16 protein-coding genes are annotated in these 17643 nt (G+C 74.4%); 9 read left to right on the top strand and 7 right to left on the bottom strand.

The annotated features are described in order from the left end of the window. The 3 genes from ETD96_RS23025 to ETD96_RS23015 form a co-directional block, all read left to right on the top strand. Positions 1-837 (top strand): helix-turn-helix transcriptional regulator (locus ETD96_RS23025; RefSeq protein WP_171069184.1); only part of this gene is annotated, 837 nt, incomplete at its 5' end. A 136-nt stretch (positions 838-973) separates the two neighbouring features. Beyond that, positions 974-1984, top strand: a complete 1011-nt coding sequence (locus tag ETD96_RS23020) for an aldo/keto reductase (RefSeq protein WP_138638548.1) — start codon at positions 974-976, stop codon at positions 1982-1984. Then, positions 1984-2964, top strand: coding sequence for a quinone oxidoreductase family protein (locus tag ETD96_RS23015; RefSeq protein WP_138638547.1), 981 nt, complete (start codon positions 1984-1986; stop codon positions 2962-2964). The genes ETD96_RS23020 and ETD96_RS23015 overlap by 1 nt, the downstream gene beginning before the upstream one ends. 3 nt (positions 2965-2967) lie before the next feature. Here the strand turns inward: ETD96_RS23015 and ETD96_RS23010 are convergent, their stop codons facing one another. Beyond that, a complete protein-coding gene (locus ETD96_RS23010; protein WP_138638546.1) occupies positions 2968-3543 on the bottom strand; it encodes a peroxiredoxin-like family protein in 576 nt (191 codons plus the stop codon). Positions 3544-3612: 69 nt separating this feature from the next. On the opposite strand from ETD96_RS23010, the gene ETD96_RS23005 reads away from it, so the two are divergent. Beyond that, a complete protein-coding gene (locus ETD96_RS23005) occupies positions 3613-4254 on the top strand; it encodes a TetR/AcrR family transcriptional regulator (protein ID WP_138638545.1) in 642 nt (213 codons plus the stop codon). Here the strand turns inward: ETD96_RS23005 and ETD96_RS23000 are convergent. Genes ETD96_RS23000 through ETD96_RS22985 form a run of 4 tightly spaced genes read right to left on the bottom strand, consistent with a single transcriptional unit; the run spans position 4223 to position 7671 of the window. Then, positions 4223-5284, bottom strand: coding sequence for an NAD(P)H-dependent flavin oxidoreductase (locus ETD96_RS23000; protein WP_138638544.1), 1062 nt, complete (start codon positions 5282-5284; stop codon positions 4223-4225). The two genes, ETD96_RS23005 and ETD96_RS23000, sit on opposite strands and share 32 nt — an antisense overlap. 52 nt (positions 5285-5336) lie before the next feature. Continuing rightward, entirely contained in the window at positions 5337-6068 is a 732-nt protein-coding gene (locus tag ETD96_RS22995) for a CoA-transferase subunit beta (protein WP_138638543.1), read from the bottom strand. Continuing rightward, positions 6065-6913, bottom strand: coding sequence for a CoA transferase subunit A (locus ETD96_RS22990; RefSeq protein WP_138638550.1), 849 nt, complete (start codon positions 6911-6913; stop codon positions 6065-6067). Before ETD96_RS22990 ends, ETD96_RS22995 begins: the two co-directional genes overlap by 4 nt. An 11-nt stretch (positions 6914-6924) precedes the next feature. After that, positions 6925-7671 carry an enoyl-CoA hydratase family protein gene (locus ETD96_RS22985; RefSeq protein WP_138638542.1) on the bottom strand — a complete coding sequence of 249 codons (747 nt, stop codon included), beginning with the start codon at positions 7669-7671 and terminating at the stop codon, positions 6925-6927. A gap of 54 nt (positions 7672-7725) precedes the next feature. Here ETD96_RS22985 and ETD96_RS22980 point away from each other — a divergent pair, with 54 nt between their 5' ends. Continuing rightward, positions 7726-8499, top strand: a complete 774-nt coding sequence (locus ETD96_RS22980; RefSeq protein WP_138638541.1) for an SDR family oxidoreductase — start codon at positions 7726-7728, stop codon at positions 8497-8499. After that, positions 8496-9404 (top strand): SDR family oxidoreductase, encoded by a 909-nt coding sequence (locus tag ETD96_RS22975; protein ID WP_171069183.1) that lies wholly within the window; start codon positions 8496-8498, stop codon positions 9402-9404. The genes ETD96_RS22980 and ETD96_RS22975 overlap by 4 nt, the downstream gene beginning before the upstream one ends. A 22-nt stretch (positions 9405-9426) precedes the next feature. On the opposite strand, the gene ETD96_RS22970 is transcribed toward ETD96_RS22975, so the two are convergent. Beyond that, entirely contained in the window at positions 9427-10833 is a 1407-nt protein-coding gene (locus tag ETD96_RS22970; protein WP_240808048.1) for a serine/threonine-protein kinase, read from the bottom strand. Positions 10834-11043: 210 nt separating this feature from the next. Here ETD96_RS22970 and hrpA point away from each other — a divergent pair, with 210 nt between their 5' ends. After that, on the top strand, positions 11044-14979 hold the full coding sequence (gene hrpA, locus ETD96_RS22965; protein ID WP_138638539.1) for an ATP-dependent RNA helicase HrpA: 3936 nt from the start codon (positions 11044-11046) through the stop codon (positions 14977-14979). 1 nt (position 14980) lies between these two features. Here hrpA and ETD96_RS22960 read toward each other — a convergent pair whose 3' ends face one another. Continuing rightward, positions 14981-15205 (bottom strand): hypothetical protein, encoded by a 225-nt coding sequence (locus tag ETD96_RS22960; RefSeq protein ID WP_138638538.1) that lies wholly within the window; start codon positions 15203-15205, stop codon positions 14981-14983. A gap of 59 nt (positions 15206-15264) precedes the next feature. Between ETD96_RS22960 and pip the strand changes: the two genes are divergently transcribed. Both pip and ETD96_RS22950 read left to right on the top strand, forming a co-directional pair. After that, positions 15265-16266, top strand: coding sequence for a prolyl aminopeptidase (gene pip / locus ETD96_RS22955; protein ID WP_138638537.1), 1002 nt, complete (start codon positions 15265-15267; stop codon positions 16264-16266). Between the two features lie 27 nt (positions 16267-16293). After that, positions 16294-17643: coiled-coil domain-containing protein (locus tag ETD96_RS22950; protein WP_240808046.1), on the top strand; the 1350-nt coding region annotated here is incomplete at its 3' end.

The raw sequence follows: 17643 nt of genomic DNA, 5'->3' as shown, positions 1-17643 counted from the left end.
GCCCCCGGCCGCCGCCGCGACGAGCTGCGCGACTTCCTGCGGACCCGCCGCGCCCGGCTCACCCCCGCCGACGTCGGCATGCCCGACGGGGGCCGGCGCCGCACCCCGGGCCTGCGCCGCGAGGAGGTCGCCGTCCTCGCCGGGGTCGGGGTGTCCTGGTACACGTGGCTGGAGCAGGGCCGCGACATCAAGGTCTCCGGCGACGTCCTCGACGCGGTCGGCCGCGCGCTGCGGCTGGACGCGGCCGAGCGCGAGCACCTGTACCTGCTCGCCGGCCTGAACCCGCCGCAGGCGGAGGCCGACCCGGCCGTCCCGGTCACGCCGGAGCTGCAGCGGGTGCTGGACGCCTGGTCCCCGCGCCCGGCCTACGTCCGCGACCGGCACTGGAACTTCCTCGCCATCAACGACGCGTCCCGCGAGGTGTTCGGCTACGGCGACACCGACCACAACTGCCTGGTGACGTTCTTCACCAATGTCCGCTACCGGTCGATGCACACGCACTGGACCGCCGCCGCGCCCGACGTCGTCGCGCGGTTCCGCGCCGACGCCGCCCGCTACCCCGACGATCCCGGCTTCGACCGGCTCATCGCCGACATGCTGGCCGCCAGCCCCGAGTTCGCCGAGCTGTGGCCCCGCCACGAGGTGAGCGCGCCGCCGCTGGCCGTCAAGGGGATCCAGCACCCCGACGCGGGCGAGCTGGTCTTCGAGGGGACGATGCTGCCGCTCGCCGACCGTCCGGGCCACCACCTGGTGCTGCACAACCCGCGGCCGGGCACCGGCACGCAGGAGCGCCTCGAACGCCTGATGGCCCGCCGCGCCCTGCCCGCCGCCGGCTGACCTCCGCGGGCCGGTCTCCGCGGGCCCGTGCCGCCCCGAGGGTGGTGGTGCCACACCCAGGTTCAACGGAGTCTGCCATCCTCCGCGCGCGCCCTGCAGGATCGTCCTCGTAGCGAGAACCAAAGGAGGACGAGTCATGAGGACGCGTGATTTCGCGGGCACGCCGGTGGGCGCCGTCGGGCTCGGATGCATGGGGATGAGCTGGGCCTACACCGAGTCGGAGCGGGACGACGAGGCGTCGGTCGCGCTGATCCGGGAGGCCCTCGACCTCGGCGTCACGTTCCTGGACACCGCGCAGCCCTACGGCGACGGCCACAACGAGACCCTCGTCGGCCGCGCGCTGAAGGGCCGCCGGGACGAGGCGGTCGTCGCCACGAAGACGGGCCTGGTCGTGGAGTCCCCGGTCACCCGGAACATCGTCCGCGACGGCCGCCCGGAGCACGCCAAGGCGTCCGCCGAGGACAGCCTGCGCCGCCTCGGCACCGACGTGATCGACCTGTACTACCTGCACCGGGTCGACCCGGACGTGCCGCTCGCCGAGACCTGGGGGGCGATGGCCGAACTGGTCGCCGAGGGCAAGGTCCGCACGCTCGGGCTGTCGGAGGTCAGCGTCGCGCAGGCCGCCGAGGCGCACGCGATCCACCCGGTCGCGGCGGTCCAGTCGGAGCTGTCGCTGTGGACGCGCGACGCGATGGGCGCGCCCGGCGGCCGCGCGGGGACCCTGCCCGGCGACACGGCCGGGACCGGCGGGGGCGTGGGCGACGTGGTCGGCTGGTGCGCCGCCAACGGGGCCGCGTTCGTCCCGTTCTCCCCGCTCGGCCGCGGGTTCCTGACCGGCACCGTCACCTCGGCCGACTTCGAGGGCACCGACTTCCGGGCCGGCAACCCGCGCTTCCAGGAGGACGCCCTCCGGGCCAACATGCGCATCGTGGACGTGGTCAAGGCCGTCGCCGCCCGGCACGGCGCCACCCCCGCGCAGGTGGCGATCGCGTGGACGCTCGCGCAGGGCGACCACGTCATCCCGATCCCCGGCACCAAGAAGCGGCGCTACCTGCGCGACAACGCCGGCGCCGCCGGCCTCGACCTCACCGAGACCGACCTGGCCGAGCTGGGCGAGGTGCCCGCGGCCGTCGGCGGCCGGTACTGATGCGCGCCGTCACGATCCCCGAGTTCGGCGGCGCGGACGTCCTGCGCCCGGCCGAGGTGAAGGCCCCCGAGCCGGGGCCGGGGCAGGTGTCCATCGACGTCGCGTACGCGGGGGCGAACTTCGCCGAGGTCCTGTACCGGCGGGGCGTCGTCGACGTGCCGCTGCCGTTCGTCCCCGGCATCGAGGTGTCCGGCCGCATCCGGGAGGTCGGGCCGGACGTCGAGGGGCTGCGCAGGGGCCGGCCCGTCGCCGCCCTCACGATCGTGGACGGCGGCGGCTACGCGGAGGTCGCCGTGACGTCCGCCGAGCTCGTCGCCCCGCTCGACGGCCTGGGCCTCGGGTTGGACGTCGCGGCGGCCGTCCCGTCCAACGGCGCCACCGCGTTCCTCGTCCTGGACCGCGTCGCGCGCATCGAGCCGGGCGAGAGCGTCCTGGTGCACGCGGCGGCCGGGGGCGTCGGCAGCCAGCTCGGGCAGGCCGCCCGGCTGCTCGGCGCGGGCCGGGTGGCCGGGACCGTCGGCGGCCCGGCCAAGGTCGAGGCGGCGCGCCGGTTCGGCTACGACGACGTCGTGCTGCGCGGTGACCTGGCGGGCGAGGTCGCCGGCCTCACCGGCGGCCGCGGCTTCGACATCGTCGTGGACATGGTCGGCGGCCCCGCCCGCCGCGCGAGCCTGGACGCGCTCGCCCCGATGGGCCGGCTGGTGGTGATGGGCAACGCGTCCGGCGCGGACGACGTCGGCGTCCCGGCGAACGAGCTGTGGTTCGCCAACAAGACCGTGTCCGGGTTCAACCTCGCCGCGTTCGCGGGGACCGCGCCGGTCGAGGCGGGCCGCGCGCTGCGCCGCGCGGTGGCCGCCGCGGCCTCCGGCGGCCTGCGCGTCCAGGTGGAGGAACTGCCCCTGGAGCGGGCCGCCGAGGCGCACGAGCGCATCGAGTCGGGCGCCACGACCGGGAAGCTCGTCCTCGCCGTGGGCGGCTGAACCTCAGCGCCGCCCGGAGGGGGCCGGGGCGCCGGCGGCCAGCGCGAGCAGCTCGTCGACGCTCCACTGGTCGCCCGCGTGCTCGCCGTACTTGGCGGCGAGGAGGCGGCCGTCCGGGCCGATCAGGAAGTCGGCGGGCAGGCCGAGGCGGCCGCCGTCCGGGCGGAGCTTCGGCGCCTTCGCTTGGCCGCGGGCGAGCGCCCGGCCGCTTGCGGCGAGGGCGCGGACGATCGTCCACCACACGCGCGGGTCGAGCAGCGCGCGGCGGGCGGACTCCACGCCGAACTCGGCGTACAGCCGCTTGCCCGGGTCGCCGATCACGGCGAACGGGAGGCCGGCGACGTGCTCGCGCAGCTCCTCGGCGGCGGAGTGGAAGACCGCGACCTCGCGGACGCCCGCGGCCTCGATCTCGGCGTGCCGGACGGCGAACGAGCGCAGGTGCAGGTTGCAGACCGGGCAGCCCGCGAACCGGCGGAACTGCAGGTGGACGAGGCGGCCGGGGTCGGGGACGGGGACCGCCGGGCCGCTGACGGGCGTCAGCTCACGGGCGGGGACGTCGGAACCGGGCGCGAGATGCATGGCACCGCTCCTTTAGGTGTACGGCATACGCTGACGATCGTAGGCGTATGCCGTACGCTGTCAAGCGCCATGCCTCGACCACGCTCGCTCACCACCGAGAAGCTCGCCGGAGCCGCGCTCGCCGTCATCGACCGCGACGGGCTCGCCGGGCTGTCCATGCGCGCCGTCGCCAAGGAGCTCGGGATGAGCACCATGGCGCTCTACCGCTACGTGCGGGACAGGGAGGAACTGGAGGGCCTCGTTGTTGACCTCGTCTACGCGGAGGTCGACCCGGTGCCGCCGGACGACGGGCCGTGGGACGAGCGGATCACGGCCATGGCGCTGCGGCTGCGGGACGCCTTCGTCGCGCACGCCGCGATCATGCCGCTGACGCTCGCCCACCGGCACGCGTCGGCGGGCTCCCTGTGCTGGGGGGAGGCGGTCGCCGGGATCCTCGCCGAGGCCGGCATCACCGGGCGGCGCGGGGCCATCGCGCTGCGCGCCGTGCTCGCCTACATCATCGGCGCGATCCAGCTGGAGCATCTGGGGGCGCTGTCGGGGGAGGGGACGGCCGCCATCGCCGCGCTGCCCCGGGAGGAGTTCCCCCACCTGGCGGAGACCGCGCGGCACGGCCGCCGGATCGGCCCCGACGAGGAGTTCCGCGGGGGACTGGCGGCCGTGCTGCGCGGCCTGGGCGCGCCTAGCGCACCAGAAGGGACTGCTGGGCGGTGATCGCCGCGGCGGCCTGCCGCACGATGCCGTCGATCAGCTGACCGCAGGTGGGCAGGTCGTCGATGACGCCGACGACCTGGCCCGAGGCCATCACGCCGAGGTCGGGGCGGCCGTCCACCATGGCCGCCTTCAGCAGCATCGGCGTGTTCGCGGCCATCAGCACCTGCGACCAGGACAGGTCCTTGCCGTGCTTCATCGCCTTGCCGTCGGCGATCATCTCCCGCCACGACATCCCGGACAGCTTCTTGAACCGGGCGCCGTTGCGCACCGCCCGCACGAGCCCGCCGACCCGCCCGGACTTCTCCAGCGTGTCGACCAGCTCGCTGCGCAGCACGCGGTGCGGCATGCCGTCCACCTGCCGCGTCACCACGGTCTCGCCGGTCCGCAGGTAGACCTGCTTGACCGCGTCGGGCACCGAGCTGTCGGAGGTCAGCAGGAACCGGGTGCCCATCGCGACGCCCGCCGCCCCGTAGGCGAGCGCGGCGGCGAGGCCGCGCCCGTCGAAGAAGCCGCCGGCCGCGATGACCGGGATGTCGACCGCGTCCACGACCTGCGGCAGCAGCAGCGTGGTGGCGACGGCGCCGGTGTGGCCGCCGCCCTCGCCGCCCTGGACGAGCACGGCGTCCGCGCCCCAGCCCGCGACCTTCTCCGCGTGCCGCCGCGCGCCGACGGACGGGATCACCACGAGCCCGGCGTCCTTCAGCTTGGCGATCAGCTCCTGCTTGGGGGCGAGCGCGAACGAGGCGACCTTCACGCCCTCCTTGATCAGCAGGTCGATGCGGTCGCCCGCGTCGCCGGCGTCGGCCCGCAGGTTGACCCCGAACGGCGCGTCGGTGCGGTCCTTGACCTCGTGGATCGCGTCGGCGAGCTGGTCGAGGGTCATCGTCGCCGAGGCCAGGATGCCGAGCCCGCCCGCGTTCGCCACGGCGGTGACGAGCCGCGGCCCGGCCACCCATCCCATGCCGGTCTGGACGACCGGGTGCCGCACGCCGGCCAGCCGGGTCAGCGGGGTGTCGAGCAGCTGCTCCATCAGGCCCACCTCCTGCGGGGGACGGCCCCCCGCGCCCCCCGGTCCGTTTCGCTCATGCCGGAACCTCTCGCTCCCGCAGCCCCTTCGGGTCGAGCACCTCGCGCATGATCCGCAGCTCGGCCTCGTCCGGCAGCCGCGTCTCGGGCACCTCGTCCGGGACGGCCAGCTCGAAGCCGGTGGCGGCGGTCACGTCCGCGACGCTCACGCCCGGGTGCACCGAGCGCAGCCGCATCCGCCGGTCCGGGGTGTCGAAGTCGAGGACGGCGAGGTTGGTCACGACCGCGCGGATCTCGTGCGCGCCCCGGTCCCAGCCGACGCCGCTCACCATGTCGACCTTCTCGGTGAACACGCGGGTCGAGTGCTTGGGCACCCAGTAGCTCGTCGTGTTCAGCAGCGTGTTGCCGGGCCCGCCGCGCACCCCGAGGAGCTGCCGCGACGGCCGCTCCCAGTCGCCGATGCACGAGATGTTGGTGTTGCCGTGCGCGTCGATCTGGCTCGGCCCCATCACCACGTGCCGGCGGCCGTTCAGGACGAGCCACAGGTGGTCGCGGAACGGCAGCCAGCCCTCGACGGTCTCCGCCGACCGGCCGAGCGGGACCGGCTCGGCGCTCAGCGACGGCCCGCCGTCGGTCGTCAGCAGGTCGGGCTCGAACGTGGCCCGCGCCAGCCGGGACCCCAGCATCGGCACGAACCCCGCCACCGCCGCCGCGACGATCTCCCCGTCGCCGCGGAACAGGTCGGCGCACGCCGCGGCGCACACCTCCGCGCGCGTCACATCACTCATCGGGACTCCTCCCGCCAGGTCCGGACGGCGTCCTGGTAGGCGGCCTCGTCGCCGGACAGGAACCGCGCGCTGAACTCGGCCCACTTCTCCGGGTCGGCCGCGGACTGCGCGTAGAGCTTCTGGAACTTCTCGTCCCGCCCGAAGTCGGGCACGCAGTCGGTGAAGTGCGCCCCGTTCGGGGTCTCCACCACGCCCGCCACGTGCGACCGGCTGATCAGCATGGACTGCACCGGCCCCTCCTTGGCGAAGTCGGCCGTGTCGACCAGGCGCTCGCACGAGACGTAGGTGCGGCCGGCCGCCTTGGCGAACAGGTCGTCCATGTACGGGTCGGGGCCGAGGTACTGCGCGTTGCCGCGGGCGTCGGCGCGGTTCATGTGGACGAGCGCCACGTCCATCGTCAGGGCCGGGACGGCGACCAGCTCGGTCGCGTCGTCGTACGGCGACCGGACCGTCTTCAGCTCCGGGTTGACCTTCATCACGTCCGAGCCGAGCCCGACCGGGGTCGGCAGGAACGGCAGCCGGTGCGCCGCCGCGTACAGCCCGAACAGGAACATGCCCTCGTCGTACTCGGTCAGCTCGATCGCGCCCGTCTGGCGCGCCTGCCGGAAGTGCGGCTCCAGCGGGACCGAGTCCATCGTCACGAACGCCGTGACGAGCCGCCGGACCTTCCCGGCCGCGCACAGCAGGCCGACGTCCGGGCCGCCGTAGCTCACCACGGTCAGGTCGGTGACCGGGGAGCGGAGGATCGCCCGGACGAGCGCCATCGGCTTGCGCCGCGACCCCCAGCCGCCGATCCCGACGGTCATGCCGCTCTCCAGCGACGCGGCGACCTCGTCGGCCGACATCACCTTGGAACTCACTTGGCCCCCTTCGCGACGAAGGCGTCACGGTGCTCGTCGCCCGCGCCGACGAGGTTCAGCTCGAACGTGAAGCCCTGCTCGTAGCGGTAGCTGCGCTTGACGTCGACCGGGTCGATGCCGTTGAGCGACTCCTTGGCGCGCCGGATCACGTACCGGTCCTTGGCGGCGATGTTCGCGGCGACCTCCAGGGCCTTGGCGCGCAGCTCGTCCGCCGGGACGACCTCCAGCACCGAGCCGTGGTGGTGCAGCTCCGCCGCCGTGACGTTGCGGCACGTGTAGACCATCGCGCGCATCAGGTGCTGCGGGACGAGCCGGGCCAGGTGGGTCGCGGCGCCGAGGGCGCCCCGGTCCACCTCCGGCAGCCCGAAGTAGGCGTCCTGCGCGGCGACCACGATGTCGGCGTTGCCGGCGAGGCCGACCCCGCCGCCGAGGCAGAAGCCGTGGACCGCGGCGACGACCGGGACCTCGCAGTCGTACACGGCGGCGAAGGCGGCGTAGCAGCCGCGGTTCGCGCCGACGAGGGCGCCGTGGCCCTCGGTGCTCTGCATCTCCTTGATGTCGACGCCCGCGTTGAAGCCCCGGCCCTCGGCCCGGAGCACGACCGCGCCGACCTCGGGGTCGCGGCCCGCGGCGAGCACCGCGTCGGCCAGCTCGTACCAGCCCGCGACGGTCAGTGCGTTGACCGGCGGCGCGTCCACGACGATCTCGGCGACCCCGTCCAGGGTCGTGGTGGAGACTCCCATGCGCTACCTTTCCACCAAACATTTGTTAGAACAGAAGGTAGCAGAGGAGGCGGAATGTCACTGACGCTCGACCTGGGCGGCCGGACCGCCGTGGTCACGGGGGGCGTGCGCGGGGTCGGCGCCGGGATCAGCCGCGCCCTGCTGGAGGCGGGCGCCGACGTCGTCGCGGTCGCCAGGCGCGAACCCGAGGCGCTGCCCGAGGCCGGCGGCCGGACGGCGCGGTTCGTCTCGCTGGACGTGCGCGACCCCGACGCCGTGCAGGCGTTCGCCGACGGCCTCGACGGCGTCGACGTGCTGGTCAACAACGCGGGCGGTGCGCCCTACCTGCCGGTCGCCGACGGCAGCCTGCGCACCCACCTCAAGATCATCGAGCTGAACCTGACCTCCGCGCTGATCATGGCGCGCGCCCTGCAGCCGAAGATCATGGAGCGCGGCGGCGGCTCGGTCATCAACATCGGCAGCGTGAGCGGAGTGCGGCCGTCGCCCGGCACCGCCGCCTACGGCGCCGCCAAGGCCGGCCTGCACAGCCTCACCACCTCGCTCGCCGTCGAGTGGGCGCCGCACATCCGGGTCAACACGCTGATCCTCGGGATGGTCCGCACCGAGCTGTCCCACCTGCACTACGGGGACGAGGACGGCGTCGCGGCCGTGGCCGGGACCGTCCCGATGGGCCGCCTCGCCGACCCCTACGACATCGGCGCCGCCTGCGCGTTCCTGGCCTCGGACCTCGCGTCCTACGTCACCGGCGCGTCGATGCAGGTCCACGGCGGGGGAGAGCGCCCCGCCTTCCTGGACGCCGCCACCGTGAACAAGGAGGAATCACGATGATCTGCAAGGACCGGGTGGTCGCCGTCACCGGCGCCGGCCGCGGGCTCGGCCGCGCCCACGCGCTGGAGTTCGCCCGCCAGGGCGCCCTCGTCGTCGTGAACGACCTCGGCGTCGCGCGCGACGGCACCGGCGACGCGTCCGGGGGCCCCGCGCACGACGTCGTCCAGGAGATCGAGGCGCTCGGCGGGAAGGCCGTCGCCAGCACCGACGACATCGCCACCGACGCGGGCGCCGCCGCCCTGGTCGCGGCCGCGGTCGACACGTTCGGGCGGCTGGACACCCTCGTCAACAACGCCGGGTTCCTGCGCGACCGCATGCTGATCAACCTGGGCGAGGACGAGTGGGACGCCGTCATGCGCGTCCACCTCAAGGGCCACTTCCTGCCGCTCAAGCACGCCGGCCGGTACTGGCGGGCCGAGAGCAAGGCGGGCCGCGACGTCGACGCCCGTGTGATCAACACCTCGTCCGGCGCCGGGCTGCTCGGCAGCGTCGGGCAGGGCAACTACTCCGCCGCCAAGGCCGGCATCGTCGGGCTGACCCTCGTCGCGTCCGCCGAGATGGGCCGCTACGGCGTGGCCGTCAACGCGATCGCGCCCGCCGCCCGCACCCGGATGACCGAGGAGGTCTTCGCGCAGACGATGGCCGCCCCGGCCGAGGGCGAGTTCGACGCGATGGCCCCCGAGAACGTCTCGCCGCTCGTCGTCTGGCTCGGCTCCGCCGGGTCCCGCGGCGTCACGGGCCGCGTCTTCGAGGCCGAGGGCGGCAAGATCTGCGTGATGGACGCCTTCCGGCACGGCCCCACGGCCGACAAGGGCGCCCGCTGGGACCCGGCCGAGGTCGGCGACGTCGTCAAGGACCTCCTGGCCAAGGCACCCGCCCCCGAGCCCGTCTACGGCGCCGGCTGAGCCGGGCCGGCCGGACGCGGCGTTAACGCGGCCGGTAGTCGTCCAAGTAGCGGCGGACCAGGTCGGTGTAGGGCCTGACCTTGGCGGGCACACCGCCCGCCTTCACCACCGTCTTGGACGACGTCCGGTAGGTGGCGGCGAGGTTCAGTGCCGGGTCGCCCGGCACGTTCTTCAGGTCCTTGCCCCAGAAGCACAGGAAGCGGCCCATCGCCGGGATCGACAGCTCCGGCGTGATCCGGCCCGGGGCGGGCTCGGGGTTGTCGAGCCCGCCCGGCTGCCAGAACACCAGGACCCGCGGCGTCCAGCGGGCGATGCCGTACTCGTCCCTGGCCGGGTCGGACAGGTGCGGGTCGAAGCCGCTCTCCGCCTTCAGCATCGCCGCGATCAGCGCCGGGCTCAGCCCCGGCATCCGGCACCACGTCCCCGCCTGGACGATCAGGCCGCGGTACCGGTCGGGGACGTCGGAGCCGGCCCGCAGCCACCGGTCCGCCGGGCGGTGGTGCGCTCCGCCCGCCGGCCCGGCGAGCGCCCAGTACGTCCCGGCGGCGGCGGTCGCCACGGCGGCCAGCGCGGTCGCGGCGGCCAGCGACCGGTGCCGGGCCCGCCGCCCGCCCGCCTCGGCGGGAGCGGTGGCGGTGCCGGTCCCGGTCGCGGCGGCGCCCGCGAGCGCGGCCCCGAACCCGGCGGCCGACGGCCAGCGCCGCTCGCGGTCGGGGTCCAGCGCGCGCAGCACCACCGCGTCCACGGCGGGCGGGACGGCGGGCCGCGCCGCGCTCGGCGGCCGCGCGGGCACCGCGGGCGGCTCCCCGGTCAGCAGGTGGTGGGTGAGCGCGCCGAGGCCGTACACGTCGGCGCGGTGGTCGGGGGCCCCGTCGACCTGCGCCTGCTCTGGGGCCATGTAGCCGGGGGAGCCCGCGGGCAGCGTCAGGCAGGACAGGTGGTCGCCGCTGCGCGCGATCCCGAGGTCGGCGATCATGAGCCGCTCGCCGCCGCCCGGCGCCGACCGCAGCAGCACGTTGGACGGCTTCAGGTCGCGGTGCACGATGCCGAGGTCGTGCAGGTCCTGCACGCCGCGCGCGATCTCCCGCGCGGCGCGCAGCGCCTCGTCCGCCGGGAGGGGGCCGCCCGCCAGCCGGTCGGCGAGCGTGCCCCGGTCGGCGTAGGTCATCACGAAGTAGGGCCGCCCGTCCGGCAGCTCGCCGATGTCGAAGACCTGCACCAGCCGGTGCGAGTCGGCGCGGCGCAGCAGCCGCGCCTCCTGCACGAACCGCTCCCGCACGTCGGCGCGGAGCGTCCAGTGCTCGCCGAGGATCTTGATCGCGACGGGGGCGTCGAGGTCCGGGTCGTGGCCGAGCCAGACCGAGGCGAACCCGCCCGAGCCGAGCAGGCGGTCGATCCGGTGGCGGCCCGCGGTGGTCGGGGGTTCCACTTCACCCATGATGACGGAGCCGGACCCCGGAGGAGAGGACTTTCCGTGAATGAACGACGACGCAGCGTGCTCGCCCGGAATGTGCTTCCGGGCGGCGGTGTTGTACCGGCGGGAAAATGGATCGCCCAGCGCCGGGCGTTCCGGCTACGGTGCGAAGGTTGTGGGGTCAGCGGGGCCGGGGAGCCTGGAACCCTATCCTTGTCGATGGTTATGGGGACGAGTGTGAAATCGCCGCTCGCCGGTCTGCGCGCGCGCCTGCCGGAGCTGATGCTCCGCGACCAGCACCGGCTGCGCCGCCGGATCGACGGCGTCCAGAAGATGCGGGACGCCGCGCGCCGCGCGAAGGCCGCCGAGGAGATCGCCGCCGACGTCGAGGCCGCCGAGCGGCGGGTCGAGCGGCGCCGCCGCGCCGTGCCCGCGATCGGCTACCCGGCCGAGCTGCCGGTGGCGCAGAAGAAGGACGACATCCTCGCCGCGGTCCGCGACCACCAGGTCGTGATCGTCGCGGGCGAGACCGGGTCCGGCAAGACCACCCAGATCCCCAAGATCTGCCTGGAGCTCGGCCGGGGCGTGCTCGGCTCGATCGGGCACACCCAGCCGCGCCGGCTGGCCGCCCGGACGGTCGCCGACCGCATCGCCGAGGAGCTCGGCACCGAGCTCGGCGACACCGTCGGCTACAAGGTGCGGTTCACCGACCGCTCCAGCGACGACACGCTCGTCAAGCTGATGACCGACGGCATCCTGCTCGCCGAGATCCAGACCGACCGGCTGCTCCGCCAGTACGACACGCTGATCATCGACGAGGCGCACGAGCGCAGCCTGAACATCGACTTCCTGCTCGGCTATGTCAAGGAGATCCTGCCGCGCCGGCCCGACCTCAAGGTGATCATCACCTCGGCGACCATCGACCCCGAGCGGTTCTCCGCCCACTTCGGGGATGCGCCGATCGTGGAGGTGTCGGGCCGCACCTATCCGGTCGAGGTGCGGTACCGGCCCGTCATCGACCCGGAGGACCCGTCCGCCGACCCCGACCGCGACCAGATCCAGGCGATCGTGGACGCGGTGGACGAGCTGGGCCGCGAGGCCCCCGGCGACGTGCTGGTGTTCCTCAGCGGCGAGCGGGAGATCCGCGACACCGCCGACGCGCTGACCAAGCACTTCACCCGGCAGAAGGGCACCACCGAGGTGCTGCCGCTGTACGCGCGGCTGTCCGCGGCCGAGCAGCACCGGGTGTTCCAGCCGCACCGCGGGCGGCGCGTCGTCCTCGCGACCAACGTCGCCGAGACGTCGCTGACCGTCCCCGGCATCAAGTACGTCGTCGACCCCGGCACCGCCCGCATCTCCCGCTACAGCCACCGGCTGAAGGTGCAGCGGCTCCCGATCGAGCCGGTGTCGCAGGCGTCGGCGAACCAGCGCAAGGGCCGCTGCGGGCGGGTGTCCGAGGGCGTCTGCATCCGGCTGTACTCCGAGGAGGACTTCGAGTCCCGCCCCGAGTTCACCGACCCGGAGATCCTGCGCACCAACCTCGCGTCGGTGATCCTGCAGATGACCTCGCTCGGCCTCGGCGACATCGCCGCGTTCCCGTTCGTGGAGCCGCCGGACCGCCGCAACGTCAAGGCCGGCGTCGACCTGCTGCACGAGCTCGGCGCCATCGACCCGGCCGAGAAGGACCCGCGCAAGCGGCTCACCCCGCTCGGCCGCCGCCTCGCCCAGCTGCCGGTCGACCCGCGGCTTGCCCGGATGGTGCTGGAGGCCGACAAGAACGGCTGCGTGCGGGAGGTCCTGGTCATCGCGTCGGCGCTGTCCATCCAGGACCCGCGCGAGCGCCCCGCCGAGCACCAGCAGGCCGCCGACGAGAAGCACCGCCGGTTCGCCGACCCCACCTCCGACTTCCTGGCCTACCTGAACCTGTGGAACTACCTGCGCGAGCAGCAGCGGGAGCTGTCGGGCAGCGCGTTCCGCCGCATGTGCAAGAACGAGTTCCTGCACTTCCTGCGCGTCCGCGAATGGCAGGACCTGCACGGCCAGCTCAAGCAGGTCGCCAAGGCGCTCGGCGTCACGCTCAACACCGCCGACGCGCCGCCCGACCGCATCCACACCTCGCTGCTCGCCGGCCTGCTCTCCCACATCGGCCTGATCGACGCGGAGAAGAAGGACGGCAAGCAGCGCCGCGGCCAGGAGTACCTCGGCGCGCGCGGCGCGAAGTTCGCCGTGTTCCCGGGGTCGGCGCTGTTCAAGAAGCCGCCGCGCTGGGTGATGTCGGCGGAGCTGGTCGAGACGTCCCGGCTGTGGGGCCGCGTCAACGCCAAGATCGAGCCGGACTGGATCGAGCCGCTCGCCGAGCACCTGGTCAAGCGCAACTACAGCGAGCCGCACTGGTCGAAGAAGCAGGCGGCCGTCATGGCGCACGAGAAGGTCACCCTCTACGGGGTGCCGATCGTCGCCGACCGCCGCGTCAACTACGGCCGCATCGACCCGGCGCTGTCGCGCGAGCTGTTCATCCGGCACGCGCTCGTCGAGGGCGACTGGGACACCCACCACCGGTTCTTCCACGACAACCGCGCTCTGCTGGACGAGGTGGAGGAGCTGGAGCACCGCGCCCGGCGCCGCGACATCCTCGTCGACGACGAGACCCTCTTCGACTTCTACGACGCGCGCATCCCCGAGGACGTCGTGTCCGGGCGGCACTTCGACGCCTGGTGGAAGACGGCCCGGCGCACCGACCCCGACCTGCTCGGGTTCGAGAAGTCCATGCTGATCAACGAGACCGCGGGCGGGGTCAGCGAGGCCGACTACCCGGACGTGTGGAAGCAGGGCCCGCTGCGGCTGCGCCTGACCTACCAGTTCGAGCCCGGCACCGACGCCGACGGCGTCACCGTGCACGTCCCCGTCCAGGTCCTCAACCAGGTGCGGCCGGACGGGTTCGAATGGCAGGTCCCGGGGCTGCGGGTGGAGCTGGTGACCGAGCTGATCCGGTCGCTGCCGAAGCAGCTGCGGGTCAACTTCGTCCCGGCGCCCGACTACGCCCGCAAGGTCCTCGACCGCGTCGCCCCGCGCACCGAGCCGCTGCTGGACGCGCTGGAGCGCGAGCTGACCGCGATGACGAGCGTGCCCGTCGCCCGCGAGGCGTGGGACCCGTCCCGGCTCCCCGCCCACCTGCGCATCACGTTCCGCGTCGTCGACGAGAAGCGCCGCACCCTCGGCGAGGGCACCGACCTCGACGAGCTGAAGCGCCGCCTCGCCGGCACGGTGCGCGGGACGCTGTCGAAGGCGGCGTCCACCGTCGAGCGCTCCGGCCTCACCGAGTGGACGATCGGCGAGCTGCCCCGCACCTACGAGCGCAAGCAGAGCGGCTACGACGTCAAGGCGTACCCGGCGCTCACCGACGAGGGCGAGAGCGTCGCCGTCCGCATGTACGAGACGGAGGCCGAGCAGCGCCGCGCCATGTGGCTCGGCACGCGCCGCCTGATCCTGCTGAACGCGCCGTCCCCGGTGAAGCTCGTCCAGGGCCGCCTGACCAACCAGGGCAAGCTCGCGCTGAGCCACAACCCGCACGGCTCGGTCGCGGCGCTGTTCGAGGACTGCGTCACGGCCGCCGCCGACCGGCTGATCGCCGAGGCGGGCGGGCCCGCCTGGGACGAGGAGGGCTTCCGCGCCCTGTACGACCGCGTTCGCGCCGACCTGCACGACGCGACCGCGCAGGTCGTCGGACTGGTGGAGCGGATCCTCGCCGAGGCCCACGAGGTGGACCGGCGGGTGCGCGGCACCGCGAGCCTCACGCTCGTGCCGGCGCTGACCGACATCCGCGGCCGGCTCGCGGCGCTGATCCACCCCGGCTTCGTCACCGAGACGGGCTGGGCGCGGCTGCCCGACCTGCCCCGCTACCTGCGCGCCCTCCAGGTCCGGCTCGACAAGCTCCCCGAGAACCCCGGGCGCGACCGGATGCTCGCGCACCAGGTCGACGTCCTGGCGCAGGAGTACGAGCAGGCGCTGCGGCGGCTGCACCCGTCCCGCCGCGACGAGGAGCCCGCCCGGCAGATCCGGTGGATGCTGGAGGAGCTGCGGGTCAGCCTGTTCGCGCAGCAGCTCGGGACGCGCTTCCCGGTCTCCGACAAGCGCATCCGCAAGGCGATGGCCCAGCTCTAGCTCAGACGGGGGTGGCGGCCCACAGCTCCAGGTGGCCGCACCGGCGGCAGCGCCAGGCGTCGATCTGCCAGCGCTGCCGTCCCAGGCGCTTCGCGCCGCCGAAGACGCCGCGCTCCAGCGGCCCGGCGATCCAGCGCGCGTAGCCGCGGGAGTGGTCGCCCGCGTCCTCGATGAAGCCCGGCTCCAGATCTTCGGTTCCGCACTGCGTGCACCTCGGCTGCGTCATGCGGAGAGGGTAGTGTGCACCGAAGATCACTAATCGCGGCGTATGACGGGGGCGCAGGGTTGCGAGACTTCTATCCGCCGATCGAACCGTACGAGTCGGGTCTGCTCGACGTCGGCGGCGGCGACCGGATCTACTGGGAGACCTGCGGGAACCCGGACGGCGCGCCCGCGGTGTTCCTGCACGGCGGGCCCGGCGGCGGGCTGCTGCCCGACCACCGGCGGTTCTTCGACCCGGCGAAGTACCGGGTCGTGCTGTTCGACCAGCGGGGCTGCGGCCGGAGCATCCCGCACGCGGGCGACCACGCGGTCTCGCTGGAGCACAACACCACGCCGCACCTGGTCGCCGACATCGAGCGGCTGCGCGAGCACCTCGGCATCGACCGCTGGCTGGTGTTCGGCGGGAGCTGGGGGAGCACCCTCGCGCTCGCCTACGCGCAGGCCCACCCGGACCGGGTCGCCGCGATGGTGCTGCGCGGCGTCTACCTCGTCCGCCGGTCCGACGAGGCGTGGGCGTTCACCCCGACCGGTGCGGCGCACCTGTTCCCGGCCGAGTGGGAGGCGTTCCGGGACGCGGTCCCGCCCGCCGAGCGCGACGACCTGCTCGCCGCCTACGGCCGCCGCCTCGTGGACCCCGACCCGGCGGTGCACATGCCGGCCGCCCGCGCGCTGATGGACTGGGAGATGGCGGCGAACACGCTGCTGCCCGTCACGCCGCCGGAGCTGGACGACGCCGTCGTGCTGGCGTTCGCCCGCATCCTGCACCACTACATCGCGGGCGGCGGCTTCCTCCCGGCGGAGGGGCTGCTCGCCGGGGTCGACCGGATCCGGCACATCCCGGCGGTGATCGTCAACGGCCGCTACGACATGAAGACGCCGCTGGACCAGGCGTGGGATCTGCATCGTGCCTGGCCGGAGGCGGAATTCCACATCGTCGAGGACGCCGGGCACGGCGGGAGCGAGCCCGGCACGCGCGACCGCCTCATCACGGCGACCGACGCGTTCGCCGCTCACTTCTCGACGACGTGGGCACCCCCACATCCGCCTCACAAGTCACTGCGGTGACGTGCGTCAGTGCGTATGGTTCATTCCATGCCTAACAGCGAAGAGCGCGACAATAGCGGCCCCGGGACGGCCGCGGCTCCCCAGGGCGGCGCGGTCTCCGAAGGCGCGGGGGAGAGCACTGAGACGGCGGTCGCCCGCGTGGGCGACCCCGTCGCGGTCTGGCCGTGCGCCAACTGCGGACGCCCCGTCCCGCAGCCGGTCGGCGCCGTCCGCGCCGTGCGCTACTGCCAGGACAACGAGGGGGCCTGCGCCCGCGAGGCCCGCGAGCGCCGCGACCGCGGCCGGGACGCCCCCGGCCTCACCGGGCAGGTCGCGTCGGCGTGGGAGATGGTCGAGCGGCTGGAGAAGGCCGCCGACCTGCTCGCCGACTCGCTGACCTCCGAGCTGAGCGTCGCCGGCGTCGAGCGGCGGGTCGCCGAGGTGCGCGCCGAGGCCGCCCGCGAGCTCGCCATCGCGCAGAGCGAGCGGGACGCCTCCCAGCGCAAGGCGGAGGAGGCGTGGCAGGAGGCGTCGTCCGCCCGCAAGCGCGCCGAGACGGCCGAGCAGGACGCCGGGCGCGCCCGCGAGGAGGCTAGGCTCGCGACCGCCAAGCGCGATGCCGCCCAGCAGGCCTGGGAGGAGGCCCACCAGGTCGCGCAGCAGTCGATGACGGCCAAGCTCGCCGCCGAGAGCGAGCGCGACCGGGTCGCCGCCCGCGAGACCGAGCTGCTCGCGGCGCTGGAGGCGGCGCGGGCCGAGCTCGTCGGCCTGCACGCCAAGCTCGCCGAGGCCGAGGGCGCCGCCGAGGCGCAGCGGGTGGAGGCCGCCGTCGCCAAGCAGGGCGCCGAGGACCTGCGCAACGCCATGCGCGACACCGAGGCGCAGCGGCAGCGCGCCATGCAGGCCGCCAGCAAGGCCGAGGCCGAGCGGACCGCCGCGCTGCGCGCGCAGTCCGAGGCCGAGGCGGAGGTCGTCCGCGCCAACGCGCGCGCCGACGAGGCCGCCAAGGAGCGCGACGCCGCGAAGGCCCGGGCGGCCGCCGCCACCGCGGAGCGGGACGAGCTGACCGGCAAGCTCAACGAGCAGGCCGTGCAGCTGCGCCAGCTGTCGCAGTCGGTCGCCGACCAGCAGGCCGCGCTCACCGCCCTCGCCGAGGAGCGCGACGCCGCCCGCGCCGAGGCCGACCGCGCCCGCCGCCAGGTCGACCAGTTCACCCAGGGCACGCTGTCGTCCAGCGTCCCGCCGGGCGGCCGGATGCCGGGCGGCGGCACCCCGGTTCCCCCGCCGGGCGTCCCGAACGGACCGGGCGTCCCGAACGGCCCCGGTGCGCAGCCCGCCGGCCTGCCGCCCGGCCCGCCCCCGATCGGCGGCCCGCTCCCGCACGGCACCGCCCCGAAC

This window comes from Actinomadura geliboluensis (assembly GCF_005889745.1).
Lineage (GTDB): Bacteria > Actinomycetota > Actinomycetes > Streptosporangiales > Streptosporangiaceae > Spirillospora > Spirillospora geliboluensis.
Note: the sequence above shows the minus strand (reverse complement) of the source record. Positions and strands in the feature narration are given on the sequence as shown.